Origin of the sequence: Rhodococcus sp. APC 3903 (genome assembly GCF_030407755.1) — a bacterium.
In the GTDB taxonomy this organism is placed as follows: Bacteria; Actinomycetota; Actinomycetes; order Mycobacteriales; family Mycobacteriaceae; genus Rhodococcus_F; species Rhodococcus_F erythropolis.
Window position 1 is genome coordinate 113,492 of record NZ_JASDCV010000016.1, and the last position, 22,548, is coordinate 136,039.

22 protein-coding genes are annotated in these 22,548 nt (G+C 58.4%); 6 read left to right on the forward strand and 16 right to left on the reverse strand.

All coding sequences use genetic code 11. The features are described from left to right. Nucleotides 1–135: 135 nt before the first annotated feature. From QMA15_RS22360 to QMA15_RS22370, 3 genes are all read left to right on the forward strand, one after another. Nucleotides 136–1,812 carry an FAD-dependent oxidoreductase gene (locus tag QMA15_RS22360; RefSeq protein WP_029255750.1) on the forward strand — a complete coding sequence of 559 codons (1,677 nt, stop codon included), beginning with the start codon at nt 136–138 and terminating at the stop codon, nt 1,810–1,812. Between the two features lie 9 nt (nt 1,813–1,821). After that, a complete protein-coding gene (locus QMA15_RS22365) occupies nt 1,822–3,258 on the forward strand; it encodes an ATP-binding protein (RefSeq protein ID WP_003941311.1) in 1,437 nt (478 codons plus the stop codon). A 70-nt stretch (nt 3,259–3,328) separates the two neighbouring features. Continuing rightward, nucleotides 3,329–3,682 carry a UBP-type zinc finger domain-containing protein gene (locus QMA15_RS22370; protein WP_003941317.1) on the forward strand — a complete coding sequence of 118 codons (354 nt, stop codon included), beginning with the start codon at nt 3,329–3,331 and terminating at the stop codon, nt 3,680–3,682. Between the two features lies 1 nt (nt 3,683). Here QMA15_RS22370 and QMA15_RS22375 read toward each other — a convergent pair whose 3' ends face one another. After that, complete coding sequence (locus tag QMA15_RS22375; protein WP_290286567.1) at nt 3,684–4,010, reverse strand: hypothetical protein; 327 nt, start codon at nt 4,008–4,010, stop codon at nt 3,684–3,686. Nucleotides 4,011–4,051: 41 nt separating this feature from the next. Beyond that, nucleotides 4,052–4,546 (reverse strand): DUF3558 domain-containing protein, encoded by a 495-nt coding sequence (locus QMA15_RS22380; protein WP_290286507.1) that lies wholly within the window; start codon nt 4,544–4,546, stop codon nt 4,052–4,054. A 176-nt stretch (nt 4,547–4,722) separates the two neighbouring features. Between QMA15_RS22380 and QMA15_RS22385 the strand changes: the two genes are divergently transcribed. Beyond that, nucleotides 4,723–5,778 (forward strand): 2,3-butanediol dehydrogenase, encoded by a 1,056-nt coding sequence (locus QMA15_RS22385; RefSeq protein ID WP_003941279.1) that lies wholly within the window; start codon nt 4,723–4,725, stop codon nt 5,776–5,778. On the opposite strand, the gene QMA15_RS22390 is transcribed toward QMA15_RS22385, so the two are convergent. The 3 genes from QMA15_RS22390 to QMA15_RS22400 all read right to left on the reverse strand — a co-directional run bounded on the left by QMA15_RS22390 (nt 5,768) and on the right by QMA15_RS22400 (nt 8,047). Next, nucleotides 5,768–6,091 (reverse strand): ferredoxin family protein, encoded by a 324-nt coding sequence (locus tag QMA15_RS22390; RefSeq protein ID WP_007726052.1) that lies wholly within the window; start codon nt 6,089–6,091, stop codon nt 5,768–5,770. The two genes, QMA15_RS22385 and QMA15_RS22390, sit on opposite strands and share 11 nt — an antisense overlap. Beyond that, entirely contained in the window at nt 6,088–7,677 is a 1,590-nt protein-coding gene (locus tag QMA15_RS22395; protein WP_290286510.1) for an FAD-binding protein, read from the reverse strand. Before QMA15_RS22395 ends, QMA15_RS22390 begins: the two co-directional genes overlap by 4 nt. A 124-nt stretch (nt 7,678–7,801) precedes the next feature. Further along, nucleotides 7,802–8,047, reverse strand: coding sequence for a hypothetical protein (locus tag QMA15_RS22400; RefSeq protein WP_223257939.1), 246 nt, complete (start codon nt 8,045–8,047; stop codon nt 7,802–7,804). A gap of 223 nt (nt 8,048–8,270) precedes the next feature. Between QMA15_RS22400 and QMA15_RS22405 the strand changes: the two genes are divergently transcribed. After that, entirely contained in the window at nt 8,271–8,651 is a 381-nt protein-coding gene (locus QMA15_RS22405) for a helix-turn-helix domain-containing protein (RefSeq protein WP_003941392.1), read from the forward strand. Here QMA15_RS22405 and QMA15_RS22410 read toward each other — a convergent pair. From QMA15_RS22410 to QMA15_RS22430, 5 genes are all read right to left on the reverse strand, one after another. Further along, complete coding sequence (locus QMA15_RS22410) at nt 8,648–10,441, reverse strand: long-chain fatty acid--CoA ligase (protein WP_020908378.1); 1,794 nt, start codon at nt 10,439–10,441, stop codon at nt 8,648–8,650. The genes QMA15_RS22405 and QMA15_RS22410 overlap by 4 nt on opposite strands. Continuing rightward, nucleotides 10,438–10,881, reverse strand: coding sequence for a MarR family winged helix-turn-helix transcriptional regulator (locus QMA15_RS22415; RefSeq protein ID WP_007726042.1), 444 nt, complete (start codon nt 10,879–10,881; stop codon nt 10,438–10,440). Before QMA15_RS22415 ends, QMA15_RS22410 begins: the two co-directional genes overlap by 4 nt. Nucleotides 10,882–10,984: 103 nt before the next feature. Next, nucleotides 10,985–11,116, reverse strand: coding sequence for a putative transporter small subunit (locus QMA15_RS22420; RefSeq protein ID WP_003941363.1), 132 nt, complete (start codon nt 11,114–11,116; stop codon nt 10,985–10,987). 27 nt (nt 11,117–11,143) lie between these two features. Further along, nucleotides 11,144–12,796, reverse strand: coding sequence for a sodium:solute symporter family protein (locus tag QMA15_RS22425; protein WP_290286569.1), 1,653 nt, complete (start codon nt 12,794–12,796; stop codon nt 11,144–11,146). A gap of 386 nt (nt 12,797–13,182) precedes the next feature. After that, entirely contained in the window at nt 13,183–14,481 is a 1,299-nt protein-coding gene (locus tag QMA15_RS22430) for a plasmid pRiA4b ORF-3 family protein (RefSeq protein WP_356701983.1), read from the reverse strand. Nucleotides 14,482–14,820: 339 nt separating this feature from the next. Here QMA15_RS22430 and QMA15_RS22435 point away from each other — a divergent pair, with 339 nt between their 5' ends. Continuing rightward, nucleotides 14,821–15,414, forward strand: coding sequence for a hypothetical protein (locus tag QMA15_RS22435; RefSeq protein ID WP_235169811.1), 594 nt, complete (start codon nt 14,821–14,823; stop codon nt 15,412–15,414). A gap of 213 nt (nt 15,415–15,627) precedes the next feature. Here the strand turns inward: QMA15_RS22435 and QMA15_RS32820 are convergent, their stop codons facing one another. The 6 genes from QMA15_RS32820 to QMA15_RS22460 form a co-directional block, all read right to left on the reverse strand. After that, nucleotides 15,628–15,822, reverse strand: a complete 195-nt coding sequence (locus tag QMA15_RS32820; RefSeq protein ID WP_356701986.1) for a phospholipase D-like domain-containing protein — start codon at nt 15,820–15,822, stop codon at nt 15,628–15,630. Nucleotides 15,823–16,449: 627 nt separating this feature from the next. Beyond that, nucleotides 16,450–18,531 carry a DUF262 domain-containing protein gene (locus QMA15_RS22440; protein ID WP_235169812.1) on the reverse strand — a complete coding sequence of 694 codons (2,082 nt, stop codon included), beginning with the start codon at nt 18,529–18,531 and terminating at the stop codon, nt 16,450–16,452. 149 nt (nt 18,532–18,680) lie between these two features. Then, nucleotides 18,681–19,568, reverse strand: a complete 888-nt coding sequence (locus QMA15_RS22445; RefSeq protein ID WP_290286520.1) for a hypothetical protein — start codon at nt 19,566–19,568, stop codon at nt 18,681–18,683. Between the two features lie 99 nt (nt 19,569–19,667). Further along, the gene (locus QMA15_RS22450; protein WP_290286522.1) at nt 19,668–21,107 is read right to left on the reverse strand and encodes a sigma-70 family RNA polymerase sigma factor; all 1,440 of its coding nucleotides are present in this window, start codon (nt 21,105–21,107) and stop codon (nt 19,668–19,670) included. 2 nt (nt 21,108–21,109) lie between these two features. Next, entirely contained in the window at nt 21,110–21,607 is a 498-nt protein-coding gene (locus tag QMA15_RS22455) for a hypothetical protein (protein ID WP_235169815.1), read from the reverse strand. Further along, complete coding sequence (locus QMA15_RS22460) at nt 21,595–22,458, reverse strand: ParA family protein (protein ID WP_290286524.1); 864 nt, start codon at nt 22,456–22,458, stop codon at nt 21,595–21,597. Before QMA15_RS22460 ends, QMA15_RS22455 begins: the two co-directional genes overlap by 13 nt. Between the last annotated feature and the right edge of the window lie 90 nt (nt 22,459–22,548).

Consider the following 22,548-nt stretch of genomic DNA (forward strand, 5'->3'; position numbering starts at 1 on the left):
GCTCGATCGGTTCCCGCAATCTTGAAATTCCCAGGTCACGATCGCTGGTTCACTCAGAGCGCATCTCCAGCGATTGACGCTCAGCTCAGCAGTCGCATACTGGAGAGGTTGACTACAACTTCGGGAAGGCACCGAGTGAGCGCACCGAAAGCCCCGGCCAAACCAGCGATCCTCAGCGTCGACGACGATCCTGGTGTTTCGCGTGCCGTCGTTCGAGACCTCCGCAAGCGGTACGGCGAGAAGTACCGAATCATTCGTGCGGAGTCCGGCGACCAGGCTCTCGAAACCTTGCGCGAAATGAAACTTCGCGGCGATGCAGTCGCAGTGATCGTCGCCGATTACCGCATGCCCGGTTTGAGTGGAATCGAGTTCCTCGAACAGGCAATGGACCTGTATCCCGTAGCTCGGCGCGTTCTACTGACCGCCTACGCCGATACTGATGCTGCGATCGACGCCATCAACGTAGTCGACCTCGACCACTACCTCCTCAAGCCGTGGGATCCGCCGGAAGAGAAGCTGTACCCCGTCATCGATGCGCTGCTCGATGCCTGGGCAAGCTCGAGTCATCACCCCGCCGAGGAAACAAAGGTGATCGGCCATCGTTGGTCCGAGCGATCATCCGACGTTCGAGAGTTCTTGGCACGCAACCAACTTGCCTATCGCTGGTACATGTCGGACGAGCCGGAAGGCCAACGACTGCTCTCGGCTGCCGGTACCGACGAACTGCGGCTTCCCGTCGTCATCGCATCCAATGGGGATGTCCTCGTCGAGCCCACTGACGCCGAACTCGCCGACAAACTCGGGTTGAGTACCACCCTCTCCGAAGACTTTTACGATCTCGTTGTCATCGGCGGCGGCCCTGCGGGTCTGGGAGCTGCCCTGTACGGCGCTTCGGAGGGACTTCGGACGGTCCTCATCGAACGGCGAGCGACAGGCGGTCAGGCCGGCCAGAGTTCACGAATCGAGAACTACCTAGGATTCCCCGACGGAGTTTCCGGCGCACAGTTGGCCGATCGCGCAAGACGCCAGGCAACCAAGTTCGGCGCCGAAGTCATCACCGCTCGCGACGTCACCGGTTTGGAAATCAACGGCTCGGCCCGCACAGTGCGTTTCGACGACGGTTCGTCGGTCGACGCCCATTCGGTCATCTTGGCGACCGGTGTTTCCTATCGCCAGCTTTCGGCGCCGGGACTCGATACATACACCGGTCGAGGGGTTTACTACGGCTCGGCCGTCACCGAAGCTGCACGGTGCAGCGAGCAGGATGTGTACATAGTCGGCGGCGCCAATTCGGCAGGCCAAGCTGCGGTCTATCTCTCCCGCGGAGCTAGGTCCGTCACCATTCTCATTCGCGGCAACTCGCTCGAAGCCTCGATGTCCTACTACCTGATTCAGCAGATCGAAAAGAATCCGAAGATCACCGTGCGCACGTGCACGGAGGTAATCGGCGCTGAGGGTGACGATCACCTCGAACGAATCACACTGCGTAACAGAGCCACCGGAGAAGAAGACACTGTCGATGCTCAGTGGTTGTTCATCTTCATCGGTGCCGCTCCCCTGACCGACTGGCTCGGAGACGTGGTGGTCCGCGACGGAAATGGCTTCGTTCTTGCCGGCCCGGACCTTCCGTCCGAAGGCGTCACACCGGACGGGTGGCCGCTCGACCGCGCACCACATCATCTCGAAACCAGTGTCCCCGGAGTGTTTGTCGCCGGGGACGTACACGCCGAATCGGCCAAGCGCGTCGCGTCGGCCGTCGGAGAGGGCGCGATGGCCGTGATGTTCGTCCACCGCTATCTCGCTCAACAATAGGGAGATTCGATGTCCATTCCTGAATGCAGCCCAGACTTGCTTCGCACCCTGTTCCTGTTCGAGAAGCTCACCGACGATCAGCTCGAATCACTCTGCCAGGCAGGCCATATCACCGAGATCGATCGAGGTCAGGTCTACCTCGAAGGTGAGCCTGCCACCTGCTTCTACGTCCTCATCGAGGGCGAGGTGGTGCTGTCCAAGCTGTCGGGCGGCGAAGACATCGAGATCAACAGGACCACCCAGCGCGGCGTCTACTCGGGAGGCTGGACGGCGTATCTCGGCGATCGTGTACCGCAGGTCTACGCGGGGTCGATGCGAGTGACGACTCCTTCGACGTTTTTCGTCCTGGACGCCGACAAGTTCGGCAACGCGATGCGCGAGTGGTTTCCAATGGCGGTCCATCTACTCGAAGGTGTTTTCTTCGGCAAGAAGAACACTCAGCAGATCATCGATCAGCGAGAGCGACTCCTTGCACTCGGATCACTGTCGGCCGGGTTGACTCACGAGCTCAATAACCCTGCAGCCGCAGCGGTTCGAGCGACAGCCTCTTTGCGCGAGCGTGTCGCAGGCATGCGTCACAAACTGGGGATGGTTGCATCGGGCACCTACGACCGCGATGCCCTCGTCACTCTCATGCGACTTCAAGAGGAAGTTGCAGAGGTTGTCGCCAAGGCGCCGACGCTCACTCCCCTCGAAGCCTCGGATCGAGAGGATTCGTTGGGTGAATGGTTCGAGGATCATTCGATTCGAGAGGGTTGGGATCTGGCTCCGACCTTCGTGCAGGCTGGTCTCGACACCGCTTGGCTCGAGAATGTTGCTGCAGCCGTTGACGAGTCCGTACTCGAAGGCGCAATTCGCTGGCTGAATTACACCATCGAATCCGAACTCCTGATGAACGAGATCGCCGACTCCACAACGAGGATTTCGACTCTCGTCGGTGCAGCCAAACAGTATTCTCAGATGGACCGCGCACCCTTCCAGACCATCGATGTCCACGAACTACTTGACAGCACGTTGATCATGTTGGGGCAAAAGATCGGAAGCGGAATCGAAGTCGTCAAGGAATACGACCTCGCGCTGCCACCGATCGACGCCTACGCCGCCGAACTCAATCAGGTGTGGACCAACCTCATCGACAATGCGGTGTCTGCCATGGACGGATCGGGAACACTCACCGTTCGGACAAGCCGCGACGGTGACCGCGTGTGCATCGAGATCTGCGACACCGGCGCCGGGATTCCCGATGACGTCATCGACAGGATCTTCGAACCCTTCTTCACGACTAAGCCTGTTGGTGAGGGAACCGGTCTCGGCCTTGATATTTCGTGGCGAATTGTGGTCGGCAAGCATCGTGGTGAGCTTCGGGTCACGTCGGAGCCCGGTAACACCCGGTTCAGAGTTTTGCTGCCCATCGCGGGCCCACCGCGGGATACGCGCGACGACTAGTCGCCCTTGCACGGCCGGTAGGCAAAGCGCACGATGAAATGACCGACTTCAGTCAGCGAGAGGGTGGACCATGACCGACGGACTTCCAGCGGGGATCGATCCGAGCGTACCGCCCAGTGGCGCGGGATGCGTTGAATGCGATGCGAGCGGCGGTTGGTGGGTGCACCTGCGTCGATGCGCGCAATGCGGTCACGTGGGGTGTTGCGACTCCTCACCGTCACAGCACGCGAGCAAGCATGCGGCCTCGACGAAGCATCCGTTCATGCAGAGCTACGAACCCGGTGAGGATTGGTTCTGGAGCTTCGAAACCAACGAGGCGTACGACGGACCTGAATTAGCGGCGCCCACTTCACATCCCGTAGATCAGCCGACGCCGGGACCTAAGGGTCGTGTCCCGGCCGATTGGCAGCAACACATCCACTGACTCAGTTCGGTTGGTCGATCGACCTCAAAGTCGAGACGTTCGACGACTCTTGATCGAATGCGTTGTCGATGCAGGCTTGAAACTGAGCCTGCATCGCCTCCACGACCGCGACATGACTCGCCAGCACATCGACCAGCGCGTCGGGGCCGCCGACCGCTTTCTCCTCGAACTTAACCTGCAGTGCCCGGGCCGATCCGAGAGTGCCGAAGCCTCCCACTTGACCGAGAAAATTCGCATCGTCCGACAGTGACCTGAACAGCGAAATTAGATCATCACACGCCTTCGCCAAATCCTCTGCAACCCTCTTCTCCAGATACAAATCGGACATCACATACTCCAATTCACTACGAGTCGAATCTCTTCCGAGCGCTATTCGGGAAGCAGCGGTAACACGGTCAGACCGACCCGCTCAACCAGTTCACACGGCGTTTCGGGGCGCTGGTCACCGACTTTCGCACCCACTCGAATCATTGCCGTGGACTGAGCAGTCGCGAAGGCGATATTGCACGCGGTGTCCGCCTTGTCATTGTGTTCCTGGAACATCAGAACCTCTCGGCCGCCAATTTGAATTCGATGTAGATCGCGCATCACCGGATTTGCTTGGACGTCCGCCAGCGAGTGTGTTGTGGAAGTCAGACGGAGGAAGAACCAAGATCCTTCCCACTTGCATATATTGAACCCATCGATATGGGTGTCGACGATGTCAATCTCCATGGTTGCCGGGTCAACTCCGACTTTCTCCAATTCCTCATTGCTGAGAACCTCACACGGATCAAACATCCCAATCACATCGACAGGGAAAGCCTCGCCCTCGACGGTCGAGGAACAACCCCCAACCAACAGCGTGGCCGCGACCAAGACCACTGCACCCCTCACTCCCACAGCACTCCCCCTGATTCGCGACCCGCTCACAGTATTGGACGCTCCCCAGCGCCGATCGGTTCCACGACATTGCATTCCGTTGCAACCCTTCACCCACGCCGATAATCGGCCTAACGTCGATCTACCAGGGGATTCACAACGAAGTGAGGTGCGGATCAATGAAGGCAGCACGGTTCCACGGGCAGAAAGACATCCGGATCGAAGAGATCCCTGAGCCCGAATTGCGGCCAGGAACAGTCAAGCTGAAGGTCGCATGGTGCGGAATCTGCGGCACGGATCTCCACGAGTACCTCGAGGGACCGATCTTCATCTCCGCACCCGGACACCCGCATCCACTCTCACACGAGAATGCGCCGGTCACGATGGGCCACGAGTTCTCCGGCACCGTCGAAGAGGTCGGCGAAGGTGTCACGGACGTCGAGGTCGGTGAAAATGTCGTCGTCGAGCCGTACTTCGTCTGCAACGAGTGCGCCCCGTGCAAGGCGGGCAACTACCACCTGTGTACGAAGATGGGGTTCATCGGCTTGGCTGGCGGAGGTGGCGGGCTCAGCGAGAAGGTTGTCGTCGACCGTCGCTGGATCCACAAGATCGGCAACATCCCACTCGACGAGGCAGCACTCATCGAACCGTTGAGCGTCGCCCATCACGCAGTCGTACGCAGTGGAGCCGAAAGCGGCAACGTCGCCATCGTGGGCGGAGCTGGACCGATCGGACTCCTCGTTGCGGCAGTTCTCAAGGGTCTGGGTGTCACGACGATCGTCACCGAACTCAGCGAAGCCCGCAAGGCCAAGGCGCTCTCCAGTGGCGTGGCCGACTACGTCATCGATCCCACCACCGAAGACGTCAAAGCGCGCGTCCTCGAACTCAGCGGAGGCATCGGCGCAGACATCGGCTTCGAGTGCGCAGGCGTCAACGCGGTCCTCGACACCATGCTCGACACGGTCCGTCCCGCCGGAGTTGTTGTCAACGTGTCGATTTGGGGCAAACCCGCGACCATCGACATGCAGAAGCTGGTCCTCAAGGAAATTGATCTACGCGGAACCATCGCGTACGTACGCGACCATGAAGCGGTCATCAAGATGGTCCAGGACGGTGTCGTCGATCTGGCGCCATTCATCACCGGTCGTATTCAGCTCGAAGAATTGATCTCCGAAGGATTCACCACTCTGATCGAGCACAACGACACTGCAGTCAAGATTCTCGTCAGGTCGTAACCGGACGGGGCACCTCCGGGCCCACCGCAGTCAGGGACCCAGGTGCCCGCCCTTTGCCCCATCCGATCTTCTCTCGGTAGCGGCCGATGTGATCGTCCTCGATCACATCGGCCGTTTCCAACGGCGTGGATTGCGGATGCACATACAACGCATCCGTCGGGCAATATGCCTCGCACATGAAGCAGGTCTGGCAATCCGATTGGCGCGCAATCACCGGGACGCCCGACGGCGTCCGGTCGAAAACATCGGTAGGACAAACGTCTACGCACTTGTCGCAGCCGATGCAGTCAGGCGCGGACACCAGCTCGATCATGACGCCACCAGTGCAGACCCGACAGATTCAGAAGTCCGGGTCCACACCGAATCCAAACCGCCGGTGAGGACGTGATGGTGCTGCGTCACATCGAGTTCGGGATAATCGTCCCGCTTGCTCATTCCCCGAGTCTCGGTCCGCGCCAACGTCGAGTGGTACATCCAGCGACCGACGGCCGTGATCGCGGCAGCCTGCCGCGCCGCCATCCGACCTGCAGGATCTGCGCCCAGATCCGCACTCACTGCACCCCACAGCGATTCGAGCTCACCGAGCGCTGCGGATACTCGATCACCGCTGCGGAGGTAGTTCTTGTCGAAGGGAATCAGCTGCGCCTGAGCAGCTTTCACCACATCGTCGGCAGTAAACCCGGTTCGTGCCGGATTACGCAATCCGACGGTTCCGGCTCCGCGAAGACCACTGGTAGACCCACGTCCGACCGACAGCGCATAGCGCGCAGCACCGGTTCCCGCCCACGAACCAGAAGACATCGCCCACGCGGCGTTGTGACTTCCCCCGCCGGTAAACCCTCCGCAGATTCGCTCTCGGGTCGCAGCGTCCCCGGCGGCAAACAGTCCCGGAACGGATGACGCGCAATCGTCATCGACGACGTTGATTCCCCCAGTGCCGCGCACCGTGCCTTCTGCGAGCATGCCGACCTCGAATTTGTCGGTGAAGGGATCGATTCCGCGGCGATCGAATTGCAGGAAGAAGTTGGGTTGCCCCAGCCTCATTCGACGCTGCACCTCAGCGTCGGCCCGATCGATCTGCGCGAAGACCGGCTCGTTCCGCAACGTGCTGGCGATGACGGACCGCCCCTTCGCCGAACCGGCACCTTCGAGCACGCTTCCGTCTGCGTGAAAGAACGTCGCGTACGCGTAGTAAGCCGTCTTGGTGATCGTCGATCCGGCCGCCGCGATCCCGTACGCGTTCGAGAACTCCATGCCGGAGAACTCGGCTCCGACTTCGGCTGCCATCAATGCACCGTCACCGGTATCGACGTTGGTGCCCAGCGCACCGGACAGAAACGCACAACCTCCGCTGGCGACCACTACCGCGCCTGCCGAGACGCGGTAGTCCTGGTGTTCGTGACGCTGGTATCCGGCGACTCCGCGAACTCGGCCCTCGCCGTCCACCAACAACTCCAGTGCCGGCGAATGGTCGAGGATCCGCACCCCGGCTCGACGAATCCAGGTGCGCATCCGTCGCATGTATTCAGGTCCCTGCAAGCCGGTACGTATCTGCTTGCCCGTGCTCGGGTCGACAGGGAACGGATATCTACCCTCCACCGCGAGGAGAGCCATGTTGGAGTAGGTCTGCTCGAGGACGCGGTCCATCCAATGGTGGTCGGCCAGATATCCGCCGAGCGCCTCGCGTCCGGCCTTGGCCAGCTCACGGGCTGTCAAATCCGGCTCGACGTACCAAACACCCGTTCCGGATGGGGCCGTCGCGCCACTCGTTCCGCAGTATCCCTTGTCGACCAGGACGACGTCTGCACCGGCCTTGGCCGCACGCAACGCCGCCCACGCGCCGGCGGGGCCACCACCGATCACCAATACATCGGTGGAGAGTTCGAGGACGTCCGTCACTGGCCAGCTCCTGTCAGAGGTCTACGCAACACTTCTGTTGCCGCAATATTCCTCGAACGAACTACCCAGCGCCACAGTCAGAATCACTGTGAACTCAACCGCTCACCGCCGCATCGGCAGAGCGCTACGACGCTTCCCGCTCCTCGTCGGTGCACAACGCGGAGTACTTGGCGAAGGCTTCCTGCAAGGTCAGCGATTTGCGTCGCTCGGTGATGTCGCGGGGCTTTCCCTGCACAACACATCGACGCGCATGTTCGATCACAGCTTCACGTATGACGCTGGAAATGTCCGCCCCCGTGAGCTCTTGGAGGGTCTCTAGGGCCCTCAGTTCCTCTACGTCGAATCTCACCGTTACCGATCGTCTAGCCACGCTCAGGATGTTACTTGCGGGTACACCAAGATTGGTGAGTTACATATGCGTCGAGTCGAATATCTTTGCGCGCCAAACCCTTCGAATTCCGATCTACGTGGGTAAATAGTTTTCCACCCGTGACACTCATGTAATGCAACGCACACAGCACCATCCAGCGTGCCGACGGACACTACCGCTGTCTATGCTTGCGACACACTGCCTTCGATCGGAGATACAACGCGTGAGCATCGACCACATCGTTTCCGCAGTCGACGGTGACGCTGCCGAGCGAATCAAGACAGCTCTGGCCGAGAGAGCCGCAACCTCGACGGACACGACCACGCTGGTGTTCGACGGCGTGAGCATCGAGATTCCTCCGTCGGTCGGCGACGCCGTCGTGCAGCTCCTGACCTACCTCGCTGCCGGGGACAGCGTCGCCCTCGGGCCAGTTGCAGAACTCCTCACCACCTCGCAGGCAGCAGAGATCCTCGGCGTTTCGGACACGTATGTGCGCAAACTCGCCGACGCCGGGAAACTCCCGATCGAACTACGCGGCACCCACCGCAGGTTCCGCCTCGACGACGTGATGGCGTACCGCGAGCAGTTCCCCAAACGCGCCTAGCTCTTCGCGTACATTCCTTCGATTTCCTTCGAGAACCGATCGACGACGACATTGCGCTTGATTTTGAGCGTCGCTGTCATCTCACCATCTTCCTCGGTCAGATCGCGATCGAGAATGACGAACTTCTTGATCGACTCCGCATGCGAAACAGCGGCATTGGCGTCGTCGACGGCCTTCTGCAGCTCCGCTCGAAGGTCCTTGTCATCACGTAGTTCGGCGACGGTGGCGCCGGAAGGCTTGCCGTTCTCCGACTTCCACTTCTCGAACACCTCAGGGTCGACGGTCAACAGCGCCGTGATGTAGGTCTTCCCGTCGCCGACGACAACTGCCTGCGAGACGATGGAATGCGAACGGATACGGTCTTCCATCGGGCCGGGCGAGACGTTCTTGCCGCCCGCCGTCACCAGAAGATCCTTCTTGCGTCCGGTGATGGAAAGGTAACCGTCGCTGTCGAGTTCACCGAGATCACCGGTTCGCATCCAGCCGTTGACGAATGTCTCTTCGGTGGCCTTGTCGTTCTTCCAGTAGCCCTTGAAGACAACCCCGCCGTTGAGTTCGATCTCGCCATCCTCGGCGATGCGTACCCCGTTGCCGCCCATCGGCTGTCCGACGGTTCCGATCTTCTGAGCACCCGGGACGTTGACGCAGTGCGCCGCTGTGGTTTCCGTGAGGCCATAGCCCTCGTAAATCGGAACTCCGAGCCCACGGAAGAAGTGCCCCAGTTCAGGAGTGAGGGCGCCGCCGCCGGAGATCGCGAACCAGCACTCGCCGCCGAGAGCCGCACGAAGCTTCGAATACACGAGCTTGTCTGCGACTGCGTGCTTCGCCTTCAAGATCAGCGAGGGACCGCCCTTGTCGAGAGCTTGGCTGTACTCCTTGGCGGTGGCTTCCGCGAAGGCGAAGATCGCGCCGGGCATCTTTCCACCGGACTCCGCCTTGCGTGCTGCGCCGTCGCGAACCTTTTCGAAGACACGCGGAACACCGAGGATGGTGTTGGGCTTGTAGCGCTCGAATTGAGTTGTAATGGTGGCGAAGTCGGACCAGTGTGCCTGCGAAGCGCCAGCTTCGAACGTCGCGAGGGACACCGCGCGAGCCAGCACGTGAGCGAGCGGCAGGAAGGTCAGGACTCGGTTTCCCGGAACCGCCACCTTGCCGATCGATGCCGTGAGAATCCCGCGCACCTCGGACAGGAAGTTGCGGTGCGTGAGGATGCATCCCTTGGGACGGCCTGTCGTGCCGGAGGTGTAGACGAGTGACGCAAGATCGTCGGCCTTGATGCCCGCGAGTCGCTTCTTCAGCTCGGTGTCGTCAACGTCGGCACCCTGTGCGGTCAGCTTCTCCACAGCGCCGTCATCGATCTGCATGACTGCTTTGAGAGTGCTTGGCGCGTCCTGGAACAGCTGCTCGTGCGCGCCGGTTTCGACGATCGCGATGACGGCCTCGGAGTCTTCGAGGATCCAGCTGACCTGGCCCTGAGACGACGAATCGTAGATCGGGACGGTAGCGGCGCCGGCGGCCCAGATGGCGAAGTCGAAGAGCGTCCACTCGTATCGGGTCGCGGAGAGCAGTGCGACGCGGTCGCCTGCCTGCACACCAGCGGCGATGAGACCGTTTGCGACGCCGGTGACCTGCTCGGAGAACTCCTTGGCTGTGACGTCTACCCAACCCTCTCCCTTGGGGCGGGAGAACACCGTCAGTTCGGGCGTGCGCTCGGCGTGAGTGAAGACGGTGTGCACCACGGACTCGTTGTCGGAGATGGTGAACTGGGCTTTGGCGCTGTACTCACTCACAGGGTGTCATCTCCGTTGGTCTGCGATTCGATGCTGATTCTGAAGCGGTGGAGTGCGCGGGCGAAGTCTGCGACCTCGGACTCGGTCCAATCGTGCAGCCTGCCGGCGACTTGGTCGAGCCGACGCGCGTCGGCGGCGTCGAGGTATTTGCGGCCAGCCTCCGTCAAGTGCAATGGATTGCCCTGACGAACGGATCCCGGATCGGCATACACCCAGCCTGCCTCGATGCAGCCGCGAACTTGGCGCGAGATGGTCGAGCGGTTGACGCCGAAGACTTCGGAGATCTCCGTGGCCTTGCAGCCGTCGTTGCGGCCGATAAAGGAGAGGAAGGAATGCTGCGCGATCGACGGGTGGTCATCGGAATGCCGATCACCCGTCATCAGCTGCCGCGTCAGGTGCACCAGCTCGTCATGAACGGCTGGTGGACCGGTGAGCGCCATTGCTCCGTCGTGTTGCACTGGGCAACTATAACGCTGCCCCTAGTCCCGATTGCAATATGACCGCCGCCACCGACAAGAAGTCCGTCGGTGGCGGCGTGAACAGCTAGACCAGATCTTCACCGTTGCGGCGGGCAGTTGCCCAATCTTTGAAGAATCCCTTGCTGATGACTCCCAAGACAACCAGCACCAACGCCGGCCAGATCAGAACGTAAATGGTCAGTAGAGCTGTACTCATTCGTATTCCTTCCACTTGTCTCGACGGTTACTTTCCGGACGCTCCCACGGCAGGAAACTCCTCCTCGTCGAAGTCTCCCGTCCGCTGCTTGATCAGTTCGAAATCGAACGTCTCACGCTGATTGACGGACATCGCAAAGCACACGACGGTACTGACGGCATAGGCCACCAAGGATCCGCTGAGCGTTGGGTAATCGTGCAGGAAGCCGATCGCGAACGGCGCGGACAGCACGATCGCCAGGCCACCGACGATCTGCGCAACCTTCAGACCGAAGAATCCAAATACCATGAGTCCCAGCACCACTCCGATACCGATAACGGCAACGATGTCGGAGAAGAGCCCGAACATCCCATCCATTGGCACCCAACTGAATCGGACGGGCAAGAAGGCAGCAAGAGCCATCAGCACCGACACAGTGAAGGCTTTGTTGGTGACCTTTCCCCAGTAGAAGCTCGCGATAACCGGGAACACCAAAGCGCCCCACAGCGCGCCGACGAACACCAACAGATCCAGAATGCTCAATTGCAGACTTGCCAAGGAGATAGCCGCCGCCGTGGCAACAATCATCGTTACTCGGCCGATAAGCAGCATCCGTCGAGGGTTCGCATTAGCCTTGCCTGCGACGGCTTGGCCGTAAACGTCGGTCATCACGATGGACGAGAGCGCAGCAAGGTCCGAGTCCGCCGTCGATGACAGCGCGCCGATGATCATGACAAAGAAGACAGCCAGCAAAATTCCGGGCAGGTACGACGCCGCCATCTGCGGAATCAGGTTGTTGACGTCACCATCCATCGGCTCGATTCCGAGGTACAGCGCGAGAACACCCAGCATTCCGACACCGATGACCGTTGCGCCATATCCCACGGTTGCGGTGATGAAGGTGGGCTTGATCAGATCCTCGCGGACCGCGAACAGACGTTGGGCGATGGTCTGGTTGCCGATTGCGTACGCAAGAACTGCCGCGATGTACGGCGCCCCCTGTTCGAAGAAGGCAACGCTCGAGAAGAAGTTGCCCTGCTCAGCGGTGAGGTTGCCTGCGCCGGATTCGAATGCTGCCGGGAACCCCGCCGCAAAGAAGATGAACGGCACCAAAACCGCTACCGCACCGAGCATTCCGATCAGCTGAACGAAGTCGGTCAACACCGAAGCGCGGAAGCCCGACCACAGCGTGTACAGCAAAACGCCCAGCGCAACGATGAACACACCCTGGATGAAGTTGAACGGCGAAAGCAACGCGATCAGCAGACCACCAGCGAGGAAGTTCGACATCAAACTGATGAGACTACCGACGATATTGGAGCCCGCGAGCATCAGCTGACTCGAGCGTCCGTGCCGCGCGTACATGACCTCAGCCAGTGTGTGGGCTTTCGGCGCTACTTTGCGAATTCGCTGGCCAAACGGATAAATGAAAAGAATCATCAACGCGCCCCATAAACCGTAGTGAATGGGGCCGGAGATTCCGTAGGTGTAGCCAGAAGTGGCGGATGCATACATCGACGACGCCCAAATCCAGGTGGCCGTCATACTCGCGGCCGAAACACCAAATCCTAACTTGTTTCCGGCGGTCATAAAACCGTCGGCATTTTCCTGCTTCTTACCAATACGAAGAGAAATCAGAAAAGTTCCACCATAAAAAGCAACAAGCAGTGAAACAATTACCAATTTACTGAACTGGACCATGTCGGACCCCGTCACATGCCACATCCTTCGCACATAATCGGCAGAACAAAGCACAAAACCCCTGTTCAGGATCTTTGCGCTTCGTTTCTGCACGCCCTAGGAGCGACCGCCATACCAACACCGGTCACATATTCAATTGACTAGCAACACGCACTTCGTCTTTTCGGAAACCCAACCTCCACAAAATAAATCTTCTGCGCAAGCTTTTGGCTCGACCACGCAATTCAACAACTGAGAATCGACCATAGCATGATGGCAATTTCGAACAAAAACTCCAATATTTTCCCCCGAAAATATTCATGATTCCGCAGCAAAAAAATCGTGCGCTTCCAGCACATATAACAACTCCGCATCGATTGAAATCGATGCTCGATTCGAGCGCTCAGCTACTTCGACAGGACCATCCTGGCAAACCGTCGACCCCACTCGGGATCGGCGGAAACATGCTGGTCCAGCGGATTGGAGACAATCGCCCCGATCATTCGCAAGTACACGAGAGTGTCTCGCACCATCCACGTCCAATCGTCGTCTCCGAGTCGTGTTCCGTCTGTTGTCGACCAACCCAATGCCGTGAGGCCTTCGATCATCACTTCACTACGTTCGGACTGCGACAAGCCGGCAGCCAACGTAAGGAACAGAATTCGGCCGGCTTCCTGCGCCAACTCACCCTTTCCCAACGGCATGGCCGTCACGATGTGACGCCACAGCTCGCCTTCATACGCAAGAACTGACGCGCCGAGTCCAGTCAAAATCAATGTGCCTCGGAGTTTTCTGACCAATCGCAGTGTCTTTGCGACTTCAACGAGAACTGCCAATTGCGAGCCGCTCCCTGCCGTGACACCGATCCACTCACTGTCCCAATCGAGTTCGTCTCGGGCAGACGCAACAAGGTCCGGAGGCAGTGACCCGAACGCCGTCAAGACAATCCCACCACCTCGCGCGGAGTTCAGCAGCCACAGCAGTTGACGGGTTGCTCCTTCACGCATCACCTCGAAGTAGTTGTCATATCCGCCACGAAGCTCCGCTTCGGCAACTGCGGCAAACAGTTTCGGCGCGGAATGAACAGACAAGCGGCGCAAGAACTTCTCGAACAGCGAGCTTCCCACAGGCGGTGACTTATGCAATGCCACTGCAATGGTGACCGCTGCATCGGACTCTGCGGGAACAAAACGTTCGGGATCGAACAGTCCATTACTCGCCTGCCCGATCAGGAACTCGCGATACCCGATCGGACCGCCAGAATCCTCCGGCGGGCACGCCCTCGCACCGTCAAGACAAGATGGCTCAGAAATCGGCTGGTCTTCGACAATCTGCTCCAGAACCAACGTGTGACTCCACCTTGCGCGGGCGTTGTACTCAAAACGGACGTACTCCCCGACCGCGGTAACTGCCTCGTCGATCCGGACTTCGTCCTCACCAAACTCGTCTTCCTGGTATCCGTCGCGCTCGATCACCTCTGGCGCGATATACCGATCTGGGCCATTGTCCGTTGAATGATGGACACTCACCCACTGATGAGCGTGTTGATCTCCCCATCCCATCACCGCCTGCACAATCGAATGAAGCTGGTCCAGTTCGATATTCGACGGAACCGAAAACCGTCTCCAAATAGGCGGCGTGATGCAATCGATTTCGATCCGCATGACAAAGTTCGCCGCCGCCGGCCGTCGACGCTGATTCCGCATCTGCCTCGGCGTAAGTACCTTCATCTGGCTTTGCGCCGCTTGATATGCAGGTACCAAACGCAGATGTGAAGCTCGCCGAACTCGCTGACCCGTCATGTATGGAGGCTAGATCTACCTACCGACAGCCGAGATACTCACTGCCACAAGGTTGCCCGATTTGTCGGGGCTCGCATGACGTAGCTGGTCGGCTGTCAAGTCCTGATCAGTGCGGACCTAGCCAGGCATCTTCAATCATCCAGTGCGCGGACAATAGTGTGCGCCGATTACCGTAGACCTGACACCTACCGCACGAAAACCGTGCCCAGCGCCTGCTCGGACTGGCACAGAACATGAGGATCCATGAGCGACCACGACACGACCGCCGACCAGCCCCTCCACATCAACGGCGCAATTGCCTTGGTGACGGACGAGCGCGACGAATTGGTTCGCCTGTGCGTTCAAACTCTCGCCGAACTGCTGGGCAGTGAGCCTGCCACCGATGACGACGGCGACATTGTCGTGCCGGTTCACGGGTTTGTCGTCTACGTGACAGTTGCGGATGACGGCCCTCAGATCAACGTCTGGTCTTCGGTTCTGACCGGCCTCGGCAATCCCTCGCATGCTGCGACTCGGTTGATCGAACTCGCGCAGGAATGGCCGCGCCTGCGCTTCGCTTTCAGCGGCGACCACCTGCTGGTCTCCACGATGCTCGACGCAGATCCCTTCGCTCCGCAGCATCTGCTGAACCTGATCGACGAGGTCCACGACTTCACTCACGAACTCGACGACGATTTTGCTGAATCCTTCGGCGGGTCCCTCGACTGCGACGCGGATGACGACAGTTACGCCGGCGACTGCAATCCCGGCGGTTGCGGCGGAGACTGTGACTGCGCGTGCGGCGATGAAGCAGACGGCGAGCTTGGCCTCACGGCAGGCGCGTCAACCACCAAGTAGTCGATCACCCTTCGTAGAGATGCACGCGAGCTTCGAATTATGCTGCGTGCGTGCATCTCTGTCCCGAAATACGTTGCAAAGTCACGGTTTTTGCAACATCAGGCATGCATCCGCACCCGGCCAACCAACCGCATGCCCAGGGACGAAAGTTGAGTTGAACCTCCTCAGCCTCATGACCTCCTGCAGCACTCTGACTCCGCGTAGGCCGGTTTCTCAACTATCTGTGAGCACATACAGCGAACCGTGTTTGCTGGACATTGTTGACTCGATTGAGGTGGCGAGCGCGTTGTCCTTTATGAGGATCCCGAATTCGATGTTGCGATTCTCCGCGTTGTAGGAAAAATTTGCGCTAGTCAGCAGAACGATCTCGTGATCGACGACGATGAACTTGGCTCTATGTTGTTTCAGGTTCCGATGTCGACCGGCCGGGCCTTCACTCTCCGGAGTGAGATCACTCTATGCGTCGGCCTGTTGCCAGTGCTCCATTGGCATAGCGCGCCGTCAGACCGGGGCAACCCGCACCCCAATTCAACGACAACGAATCACGGTGATCTGCTGTAGAAAACACCGAAAATGCCACACGAACAAACCTTCGCCTCAGCTAGATAAGTCCGCGATTCTCGCGCAGATATCAGCAGTTGACTGGTCGTCGTTTAACATCTCTTGTTGTGATCCCACGTACTAAGTACTTCTGACAAAAGCTCCTGGACCAAATTCCTTTGAGTCGGTCAGCACTGAACTGGCCAACGACCACGAGACTTGAGACACAAAAGTTTCGTTTCAATGAAGGCAATCTCGACCCGAGCCATCGAGCACCTCGTTACCCCCATTCCATTTCTACTGACACTATGACCAGCACCTATCGCTCGTCACTAACGGTGAGCGTAGAGTTATTGGCCGCATGCATTCGCGAGTGAACTCATAATGAGCATCGACGAAGGCGCCTTTTCTTATCATCGGGATATCATGACCATCTGCGCTGTGATGAACAGACCAGCGAAAGGCAGCAAAGAGCCTAAAGCCGTCTTTGACTAGTCATTCCGCGCGCGAACCGACTTCGATTTCATCGTCTGCCGCTGCTCGCAGCTGTTCAAGATCTGCGGTCGACAGCCGCTGTGTGGGGTCAGCCTTGCCAGCTGCACTGAAACGCAGCCCCTCCTGTTCCAGTACTTTACGGGGATCATCGGTACGTTCGGGCTCCAACCATCGAAATCCTTCCGATACCTGCCCTTGCACGTTCAGAACGCGGTGAGCTTTTGGCGCAGGTGAGGTCGCGATACGGCTACCAACAGCTTGTGGGCCGGTTCCGATGGCCTTGGCCAGATCTCCGTAGGTTGTCCATCGGCCTGCCGGCAACAGAGCCAACAGCTGATTGAGCGAGTGCCACAGCGGGCTATCCTCAGGGCTTGCTTTGCCTGTGATAACCGGACCTGGCCACGCGGTGATGATTCGCGCCGCTAGATCTCGACCACGCTGCTCGATCTGTTCAGGTCCCCATTCGGAGCCACTTGCGATGCGCTGGTTCATGCGGATACTACTGGCACGCAGGATCTTCCGCTTGTAGTCGAACTCACGGTTGCCCATATTCTCGTTGTAGCCCGTCAAGGTGAGGTTGCCGAGGGTGTGCACGAGCCGGTCGTGAATTTCGTCGATATTGTCCGCGCCATGTAGCGCAGCTAGTTGCTCACACCACTCCCGCGACAGCGTCTGCGGCATCACGTGTTCAATGCTGAGCTTGGCGTCGTCGACGATTTCCTTGCTACCAAAGAGTCTCTCGATCCACGTCAGCATGGTCTTACGATGAGCCGCGCGGCCAGTGACAAACAGCGGCGAGGTAAGAATCGCGGCGAGGAGCTGGTCGTCGGTCGCATAATGTTTGCGTCCTTCGGACAAGTACCGGTGCAGAGCCTCGTCGACCGGCAGAGAGGAGTCCAATTCCTGGACCGCCGCTGGAAATAGCCGATTGAGGCCTTGAGTGGCGCGTCCGACGAGGAAACGGCGCACGAGCAGCGATTCAATGCACAGTAAAGCCCGAGCAACCTGCTCAGAACTAGCTTCACCCTGGTCTCGAAGCACGAGCAAATGCAGTACCAGTGGAGCTGGTGTCGTTGAGTCCCATTCTGCAAGTCGTGCCAGTCGCTCGCGCACCGCAGGATCGGTTTCTTCACTAGGGTGGAGCATCAGGCGGTACAGCCCACCCAGCCGAGCGATGCGCTCCACCTCGGAGACAACGGCCGCTTCGTCTGTGAAGCGGTCAATACGGGCTTGTTGCCCTGTGAACGTCTGGGTCCGCTTGGCGATGGGCCTGCGGTGAACGAGGTCGAGCCAGAAAAGTGTTTCGATCTGATCATTACTGTCAAGCGCCTCTTCGAGGGGTCGCCAAAATTTGCGGTGGATTTCCTCACCGCGGTCAGGCATACGCATGAATAGATAGTTTCGGAGCAAGTCACCTTGGGTCAGCTGGAGACCAGTGTTGTTGAGTGACTGGAAAATTCGGTGCACATTGTCGCGCGGGTCTGTGCTGATAGATACAACCGACAATCCGCAAGTAACTGCGTCGTATATCTGGATTGCAGTCAACTGTTCGTCAATGGCAGAGAGGTCCGACAGACGCGCTCGGAAAAATCGATATGCACCGCCAACTGCGTCGTCTCCACCGGCCGTGGGACTGGCGTCGATAACTGCCGAATACACATGACGGTCAGCTTGAGTAGGCACAAGCTTGAGCCTGTACGGATCGTCTTCGTATTGGTTGGTAAGTAGCTGGTTATGGATTCGGTCGAAGACACGTTGCGACGCGGGCTCGTTCTCCCTGAGATGGTCACGTATGGCTGCCAACAACAGCGTCACCGTGGTCAATCGTTGCTGACCATCGACCACGAGGTAGCGAGTGACACTGCCAGCTATGTTATCTGGCACTGGAGCGAGGACCAGCGAACCCATGAAGTGCGTAGCGAGGGGGTCGTCGGGACGATCCTCGACTAGCTGAAGGACATCGTTCCAAAGAACTTTAAAATTGTCCGGCCCCCACTGGTATGGACGTTGATAGAGGGGCACCAGATACTGAGAGGTGCCTTCTAGGAGTTTCTGAACACTAACTTCTCGAGCTGCGACCACTTATGCACTTTACCTTTCCAAGGGGGGAGGACACATCACCGTATTCCAAAAATCGACTCCGCGCGGTCGACAGAAACTTATCGCAATTCGCCATCGGCGCACATTGAGGCGGTCAGCAGCATTCCAAAACCGCGTCGAATTGGCTTAAATCAATCCCCGATCCTGAATGAAAATTTGGGTTCATTGCGGTTGTCCGAACATTGCAGATACGAATCCGCGTGAGAGCGCCCTACGACATACGGCCAAGAACATGCCCACCCGCCGACGTCTGCGAACTGTCCCTGCCCTTGTTTTACTACTGCCGTGTCATTGAGATACGCATCCGCTATCGCAAGGGCTTCGGCACAATCGACCTGACCGACCAACACTACAACAGGCAAAGATCCAACACTCTTGCTGGAAATCGTTCCGCATTCCTCACCAACGCCGGCCACGCGCGGCGAACTGTTAGCTCCAAATGATGAGGATGGCGCGACCGTTGTCGTGATCGGATTACTGTCTGTGACATTCACAGTCCGCTGATCACCGTCGAAGGTAAAGGATCCACCTCGGCCCTTGCAGGACATCGAAGTAGCGGAAAGCGCAGTGCATTCCAATTCACCAACGGCAAGAGTGGCCCCGGTAGGCAGAACTGGACCCGCCAACATCCCGCCGGCCACGTTGATGGCCTTACGCGCGTGCTCTGAATCGATCGTGACCGAGTTGGCTGCTGCCACGATTCCTGTCGTGGGATCAGTTATCGGTGCGTCAGTGGCTGGAAGAGGGATTGTGCATGACAGATGCTCAGTCGATTGGGTATTCGGATTAAACCAACACCCCGCCTGACCCGAGTCCAATCGAAAAGCATGCTTGCCGTAGCCGAGGTAGTACTTATCCTGATTGACGGGCGATTGGGCCGTCACTGAGGTTGAGCCCACATCCACGGCTGCAGTACTTGTCGAGCTGTCCGGATCTACCGAACTGACATCTTCGCTGGCCGAGCAGCCTGCTGCCAATACCCCCGCGCATGCAACCGCGACTACAAATCGAACACTCATGCAGTTCCTCCCCATACGTCCGAGATCTCGGTCTACCTTCGCTGGAAGTGTACGCACCATACTCCGACAAAATGCTCACCGCCGAAGTCCGTTACCCCACTAAGACACGCCGAGATACGGTTCTAAGATCTTCATGTTCTTGTCTTCCCTGAGAACCTTCATCGTTTTCACCTCGAGCTGCCGGATTCGCTCTCTGGTGACGCCGTAGATCTTTCCGATCTCGTCCAGCGTCAGTGGTTCTTGTCCGCTGAGCCCAAACCGCAACCGTACGATTTCTGCCTGCCTATCGGGGAACTCAGCCAGCAAATCCTCCACCTGTTGGTGGAACACCTTGTGGTTTATCACTTCGTCTACGGATACCGCGAATTCATCCGCGATGTCCGTCTGATCTCCGTCAAGAGAATCCGTCAGGACATCCAAACTGAGGGTCCTACGGTCGTAGTCCTGCATTGCACGAATACTGGTCGGCGACTCGTCCAGCAATGCAGCGAGTTCGTCAATCGTCGGGCCGACACCGCGCTCAATCTCCAGACGCCGAGTTTCGCTCCGGATCCGATCGATCTTCTCCACCATGTGAACTGGTACGCGGATTGTTCGGGCCTGATCTGCGAGCGCCCGGGTGATCGCTTGCCTGATCCACCACGTGGCATAGGTGGAGAACTTATTTCCCGTCGTGAAGTCAAATTTCTCAACGGCTCTGATCAATCCCAGATTTCCCTCTTGCACGAGATCGAGGAAGTCGAGTCCGCGTCCGATGTAGCGGCGCGCGATCGACACTACGAGCCTGAGGTTGGAATTGATGAATAGCATCTTCGATCGATCACCATCTCGCTTCAGCCACATCATATCTCGACGCACCAAGGCCGGTAGTTTCTCACCCTTTGCAGACAGCTCGTCCAAGATCGAGTCGACGTAAAGTCCCGTCTCGATGCGCTTCGCCAGATCAACTTCCTCTTCCGCATCGAGCAGTGAAAACTTGGCCGCCTGCGCCAAGTACACAGCAAGTGAATCCGCGGGTTCGACATCCGCGTCGACATCCAGATCTTCGACGACCGGTAGCTCTGAATCACTGGAAGTTGGAATCTGCAAGTGCTCAACAACGCGAGGTTTCGATAGTCGAGACCGAGTGTGTATCGGCTCCGGGGGGTCTCGGAATGGAACGCTTGGGGGACTAGCAGGATCAGAAACTTTGAAGAGACTGTCCGCGAAAACCGAAACACCGAGACTTACCAACAGCTTCGAAAGTTCCGCGAAGTCCGCGTTCGCAGATTCGTCGAATCTCACCGCATCGACATGTGCGTGCAGCGAGTCGATCTGCGTCAGATCGTCATCATCGACTCCGACCACAACGGATCCCAGAAGGGCCACGTCACCAGCAATCAGTCGTACAGATCTGATTGCCGACAACAGGATCCGACGAGGATCCATCGGAAACGGGATATTAATCTGTCGTGCGAGACGTTCTCGTGTGATCCACAGATATCCGTCATGCAACAAAATCTGGCCGTCGAAGCCCTCATAACGCTTGAGTGTCGTCATCCTCAGCGCAGCACATCACCCTTGGACACGCGAGCCTGAACGCGTTCGACGATACGATCGGTCAGGCGTGTGTCGGACTTCCACCGCATCGCTGCTTTGTCGTAGTTCATTGCATGTTGAGCGACAACGTCTTTGAGCTGATCAACGCTGAGTGTCTTCAGTCGCGCACGCAGTCCCACCTCGCCCGAGACCTCGAAAACCTGGAACGGATCAAGCAGTGCCCGAGAGCGTTTCGGCTTCTTCGATGTGACTGATCGCGGAGTGGGTAAGGCCGACGAAGCACCTTGATCGGAGGTAAAGACCTCTGCCAACGCCTTGGCGAATCGCGGCGTGCGAGTCGCCTCTGCCGCCACAACCTGGACGAGGCGGGACAACGCGGCACCGACAGTCGGGTCCAATGCCCCTAACGCCACCAACGCGGACTCAGCGTCCGACGTAGCACGGCGAAGAATTAACTCACTCTGCGATACGACCTGTGATTCAACCTCTACCGCGCCCACCCGAGCCTCACCTTCGTCGTTGCCACGAAATCCTGCGTCAGTTCCCGTAATGCGGTGAACTGACCATCTGTACCGTACTTTTGCCGCAACGTTCCGAAATCTGCATATTCGGCGGCCGCCGCTATTTGGTTGGCCTCGGGAATAAGAGACGGGAACACCATGCCGATGTCTTTGCGACGGTTCAGGTCATCGACAGTATTTCGATGTACGGATGACGCCCTCCGGTATTTTGTGATCACGATCCCCAGCTCGACAATCGACTTGCCCCAACGTTCGCCATGGCTTTTGACCCGTTCCTGGATAGGACCGATACCGTAGGTGGACATGACGTCTGGAATTGTCGGAATGATATAGGCATCTGCAGCGCGTAAACCATTGAGCGTGATCGTCTCAAGGTTCGGCGGGCAATCGATCAGTACGTAGTCGTAGTTGTCTACGACGTGTGTGAGCGCACGGAGCAGGATGTCGGTAGATTCATTTCCGATTCCGAGCGCCGCGGCAGCCACCTTCTCCTGCATACCGATCAACGCCAGCGACGAAGGTATGAGATCTACAGACATCACCTTCTTCAAGGGTGAAACACCGCGGAGGATCAACCTCGAAATGTCGTAGTCGGCGCCATTTGACGCGACCGCTGCGTCAAAAAGTGAAGCAATGGTGAGGTTCAGCGAATCGACTTCACCCCAACGACGCTCGCCTACCATCATGATCGTGAGGTTGGTCTGCGGATCGAGATCAATCAGCAACACACGTTGGCCAAATTCGCCGGACAGCATCTCCGCGAGCGCCGCAGTTGTTGTCGTCTTTCCGACCCCACCCTTGAGATTGATAGTCGCGACGACGTGCGTCACTTATGCCTCTCCCTCTAAACCCAGTGCAGACCGATAACTCGTACAGCCATCGCATATGCGATTCCGCTTACCAGCAATCTAGCGTGAACA

Coding starts and splice junctions, on each gene's coding strand:
- QMA15_RS22435 (WP_235169811.1), top strand. CDS start 14,821: ATGAGCGACCACGACACGACCGCCGACCAGCCCCTCCACATCAACGGC.
- QMA15_RS22365 (WP_003941311.1), top strand. CDS start 1,822: ATGTCCATTCCTGAATGCAGCCCAGACTTGCTTCGCACCCTGTTCCTG.
- QMA15_RS22385 (WP_003941279.1), top strand. CDS start 4,723: ATGAAGGCAGCACGGTTCCACGGGCAGAAAGACATCCGGATCGAAGAG.
- QMA15_RS22420 (WP_003941363.1), bottom strand. CDS start 11,116: ATGAGTACAGCTCTACTGACCATTTACGTTCTGATCTGGCCGGCGTTG.
- QMA15_RS22445 (WP_290286520.1), bottom strand. CDS start 19,568: ATGAGTGTTCGATTTGTAGTCGCGGTTGCATGCGCGGGGGTATTGGCA.
- QMA15_RS22390 (WP_007726052.1), bottom strand. CDS start 6,091: ATGATCGAGCTGGTGTCCGCGCCTGACTGCATCGGCTGCGACAAGTGC.
- QMA15_RS22415 (WP_007726042.1), bottom strand. CDS start 10,881: ATGGCGCTCACCGGTCCACCAGCCGTTCATGACGAGCTGGTGCACCTG.
- QMA15_RS22370 (WP_003941317.1), top strand. CDS start 3,329: ATGACCGACGGACTTCCAGCGGGGATCGATCCGAGCGTACCGCCCAGT.
- QMA15_RS22430 (WP_356701983.1), bottom strand. CDS start 14,481: ATGCGGAATCAGCGTCGACGGCCGGCGGCGGCGAACTTTGTCATGCGG.
- QMA15_RS22425 (WP_290286569.1), bottom strand. CDS start 12,796: ATGGTCCAGTTCAGTAAATTGGTAATTGTTTCACTGCTTGTTGCTTTT.
- QMA15_RS22375 (WP_290286567.1), bottom strand. CDS start 4,010: ATGTCCGATTTGTATCTGGAGAAGAGGGTTGCAGAGGATTTGGCGAAG.
- QMA15_RS22450 (WP_290286522.1), bottom strand. CDS start 21,107: ATGACGACACTCAAGCGTTATGAGGGCTTCGACGGCCAGATTTTGTTG.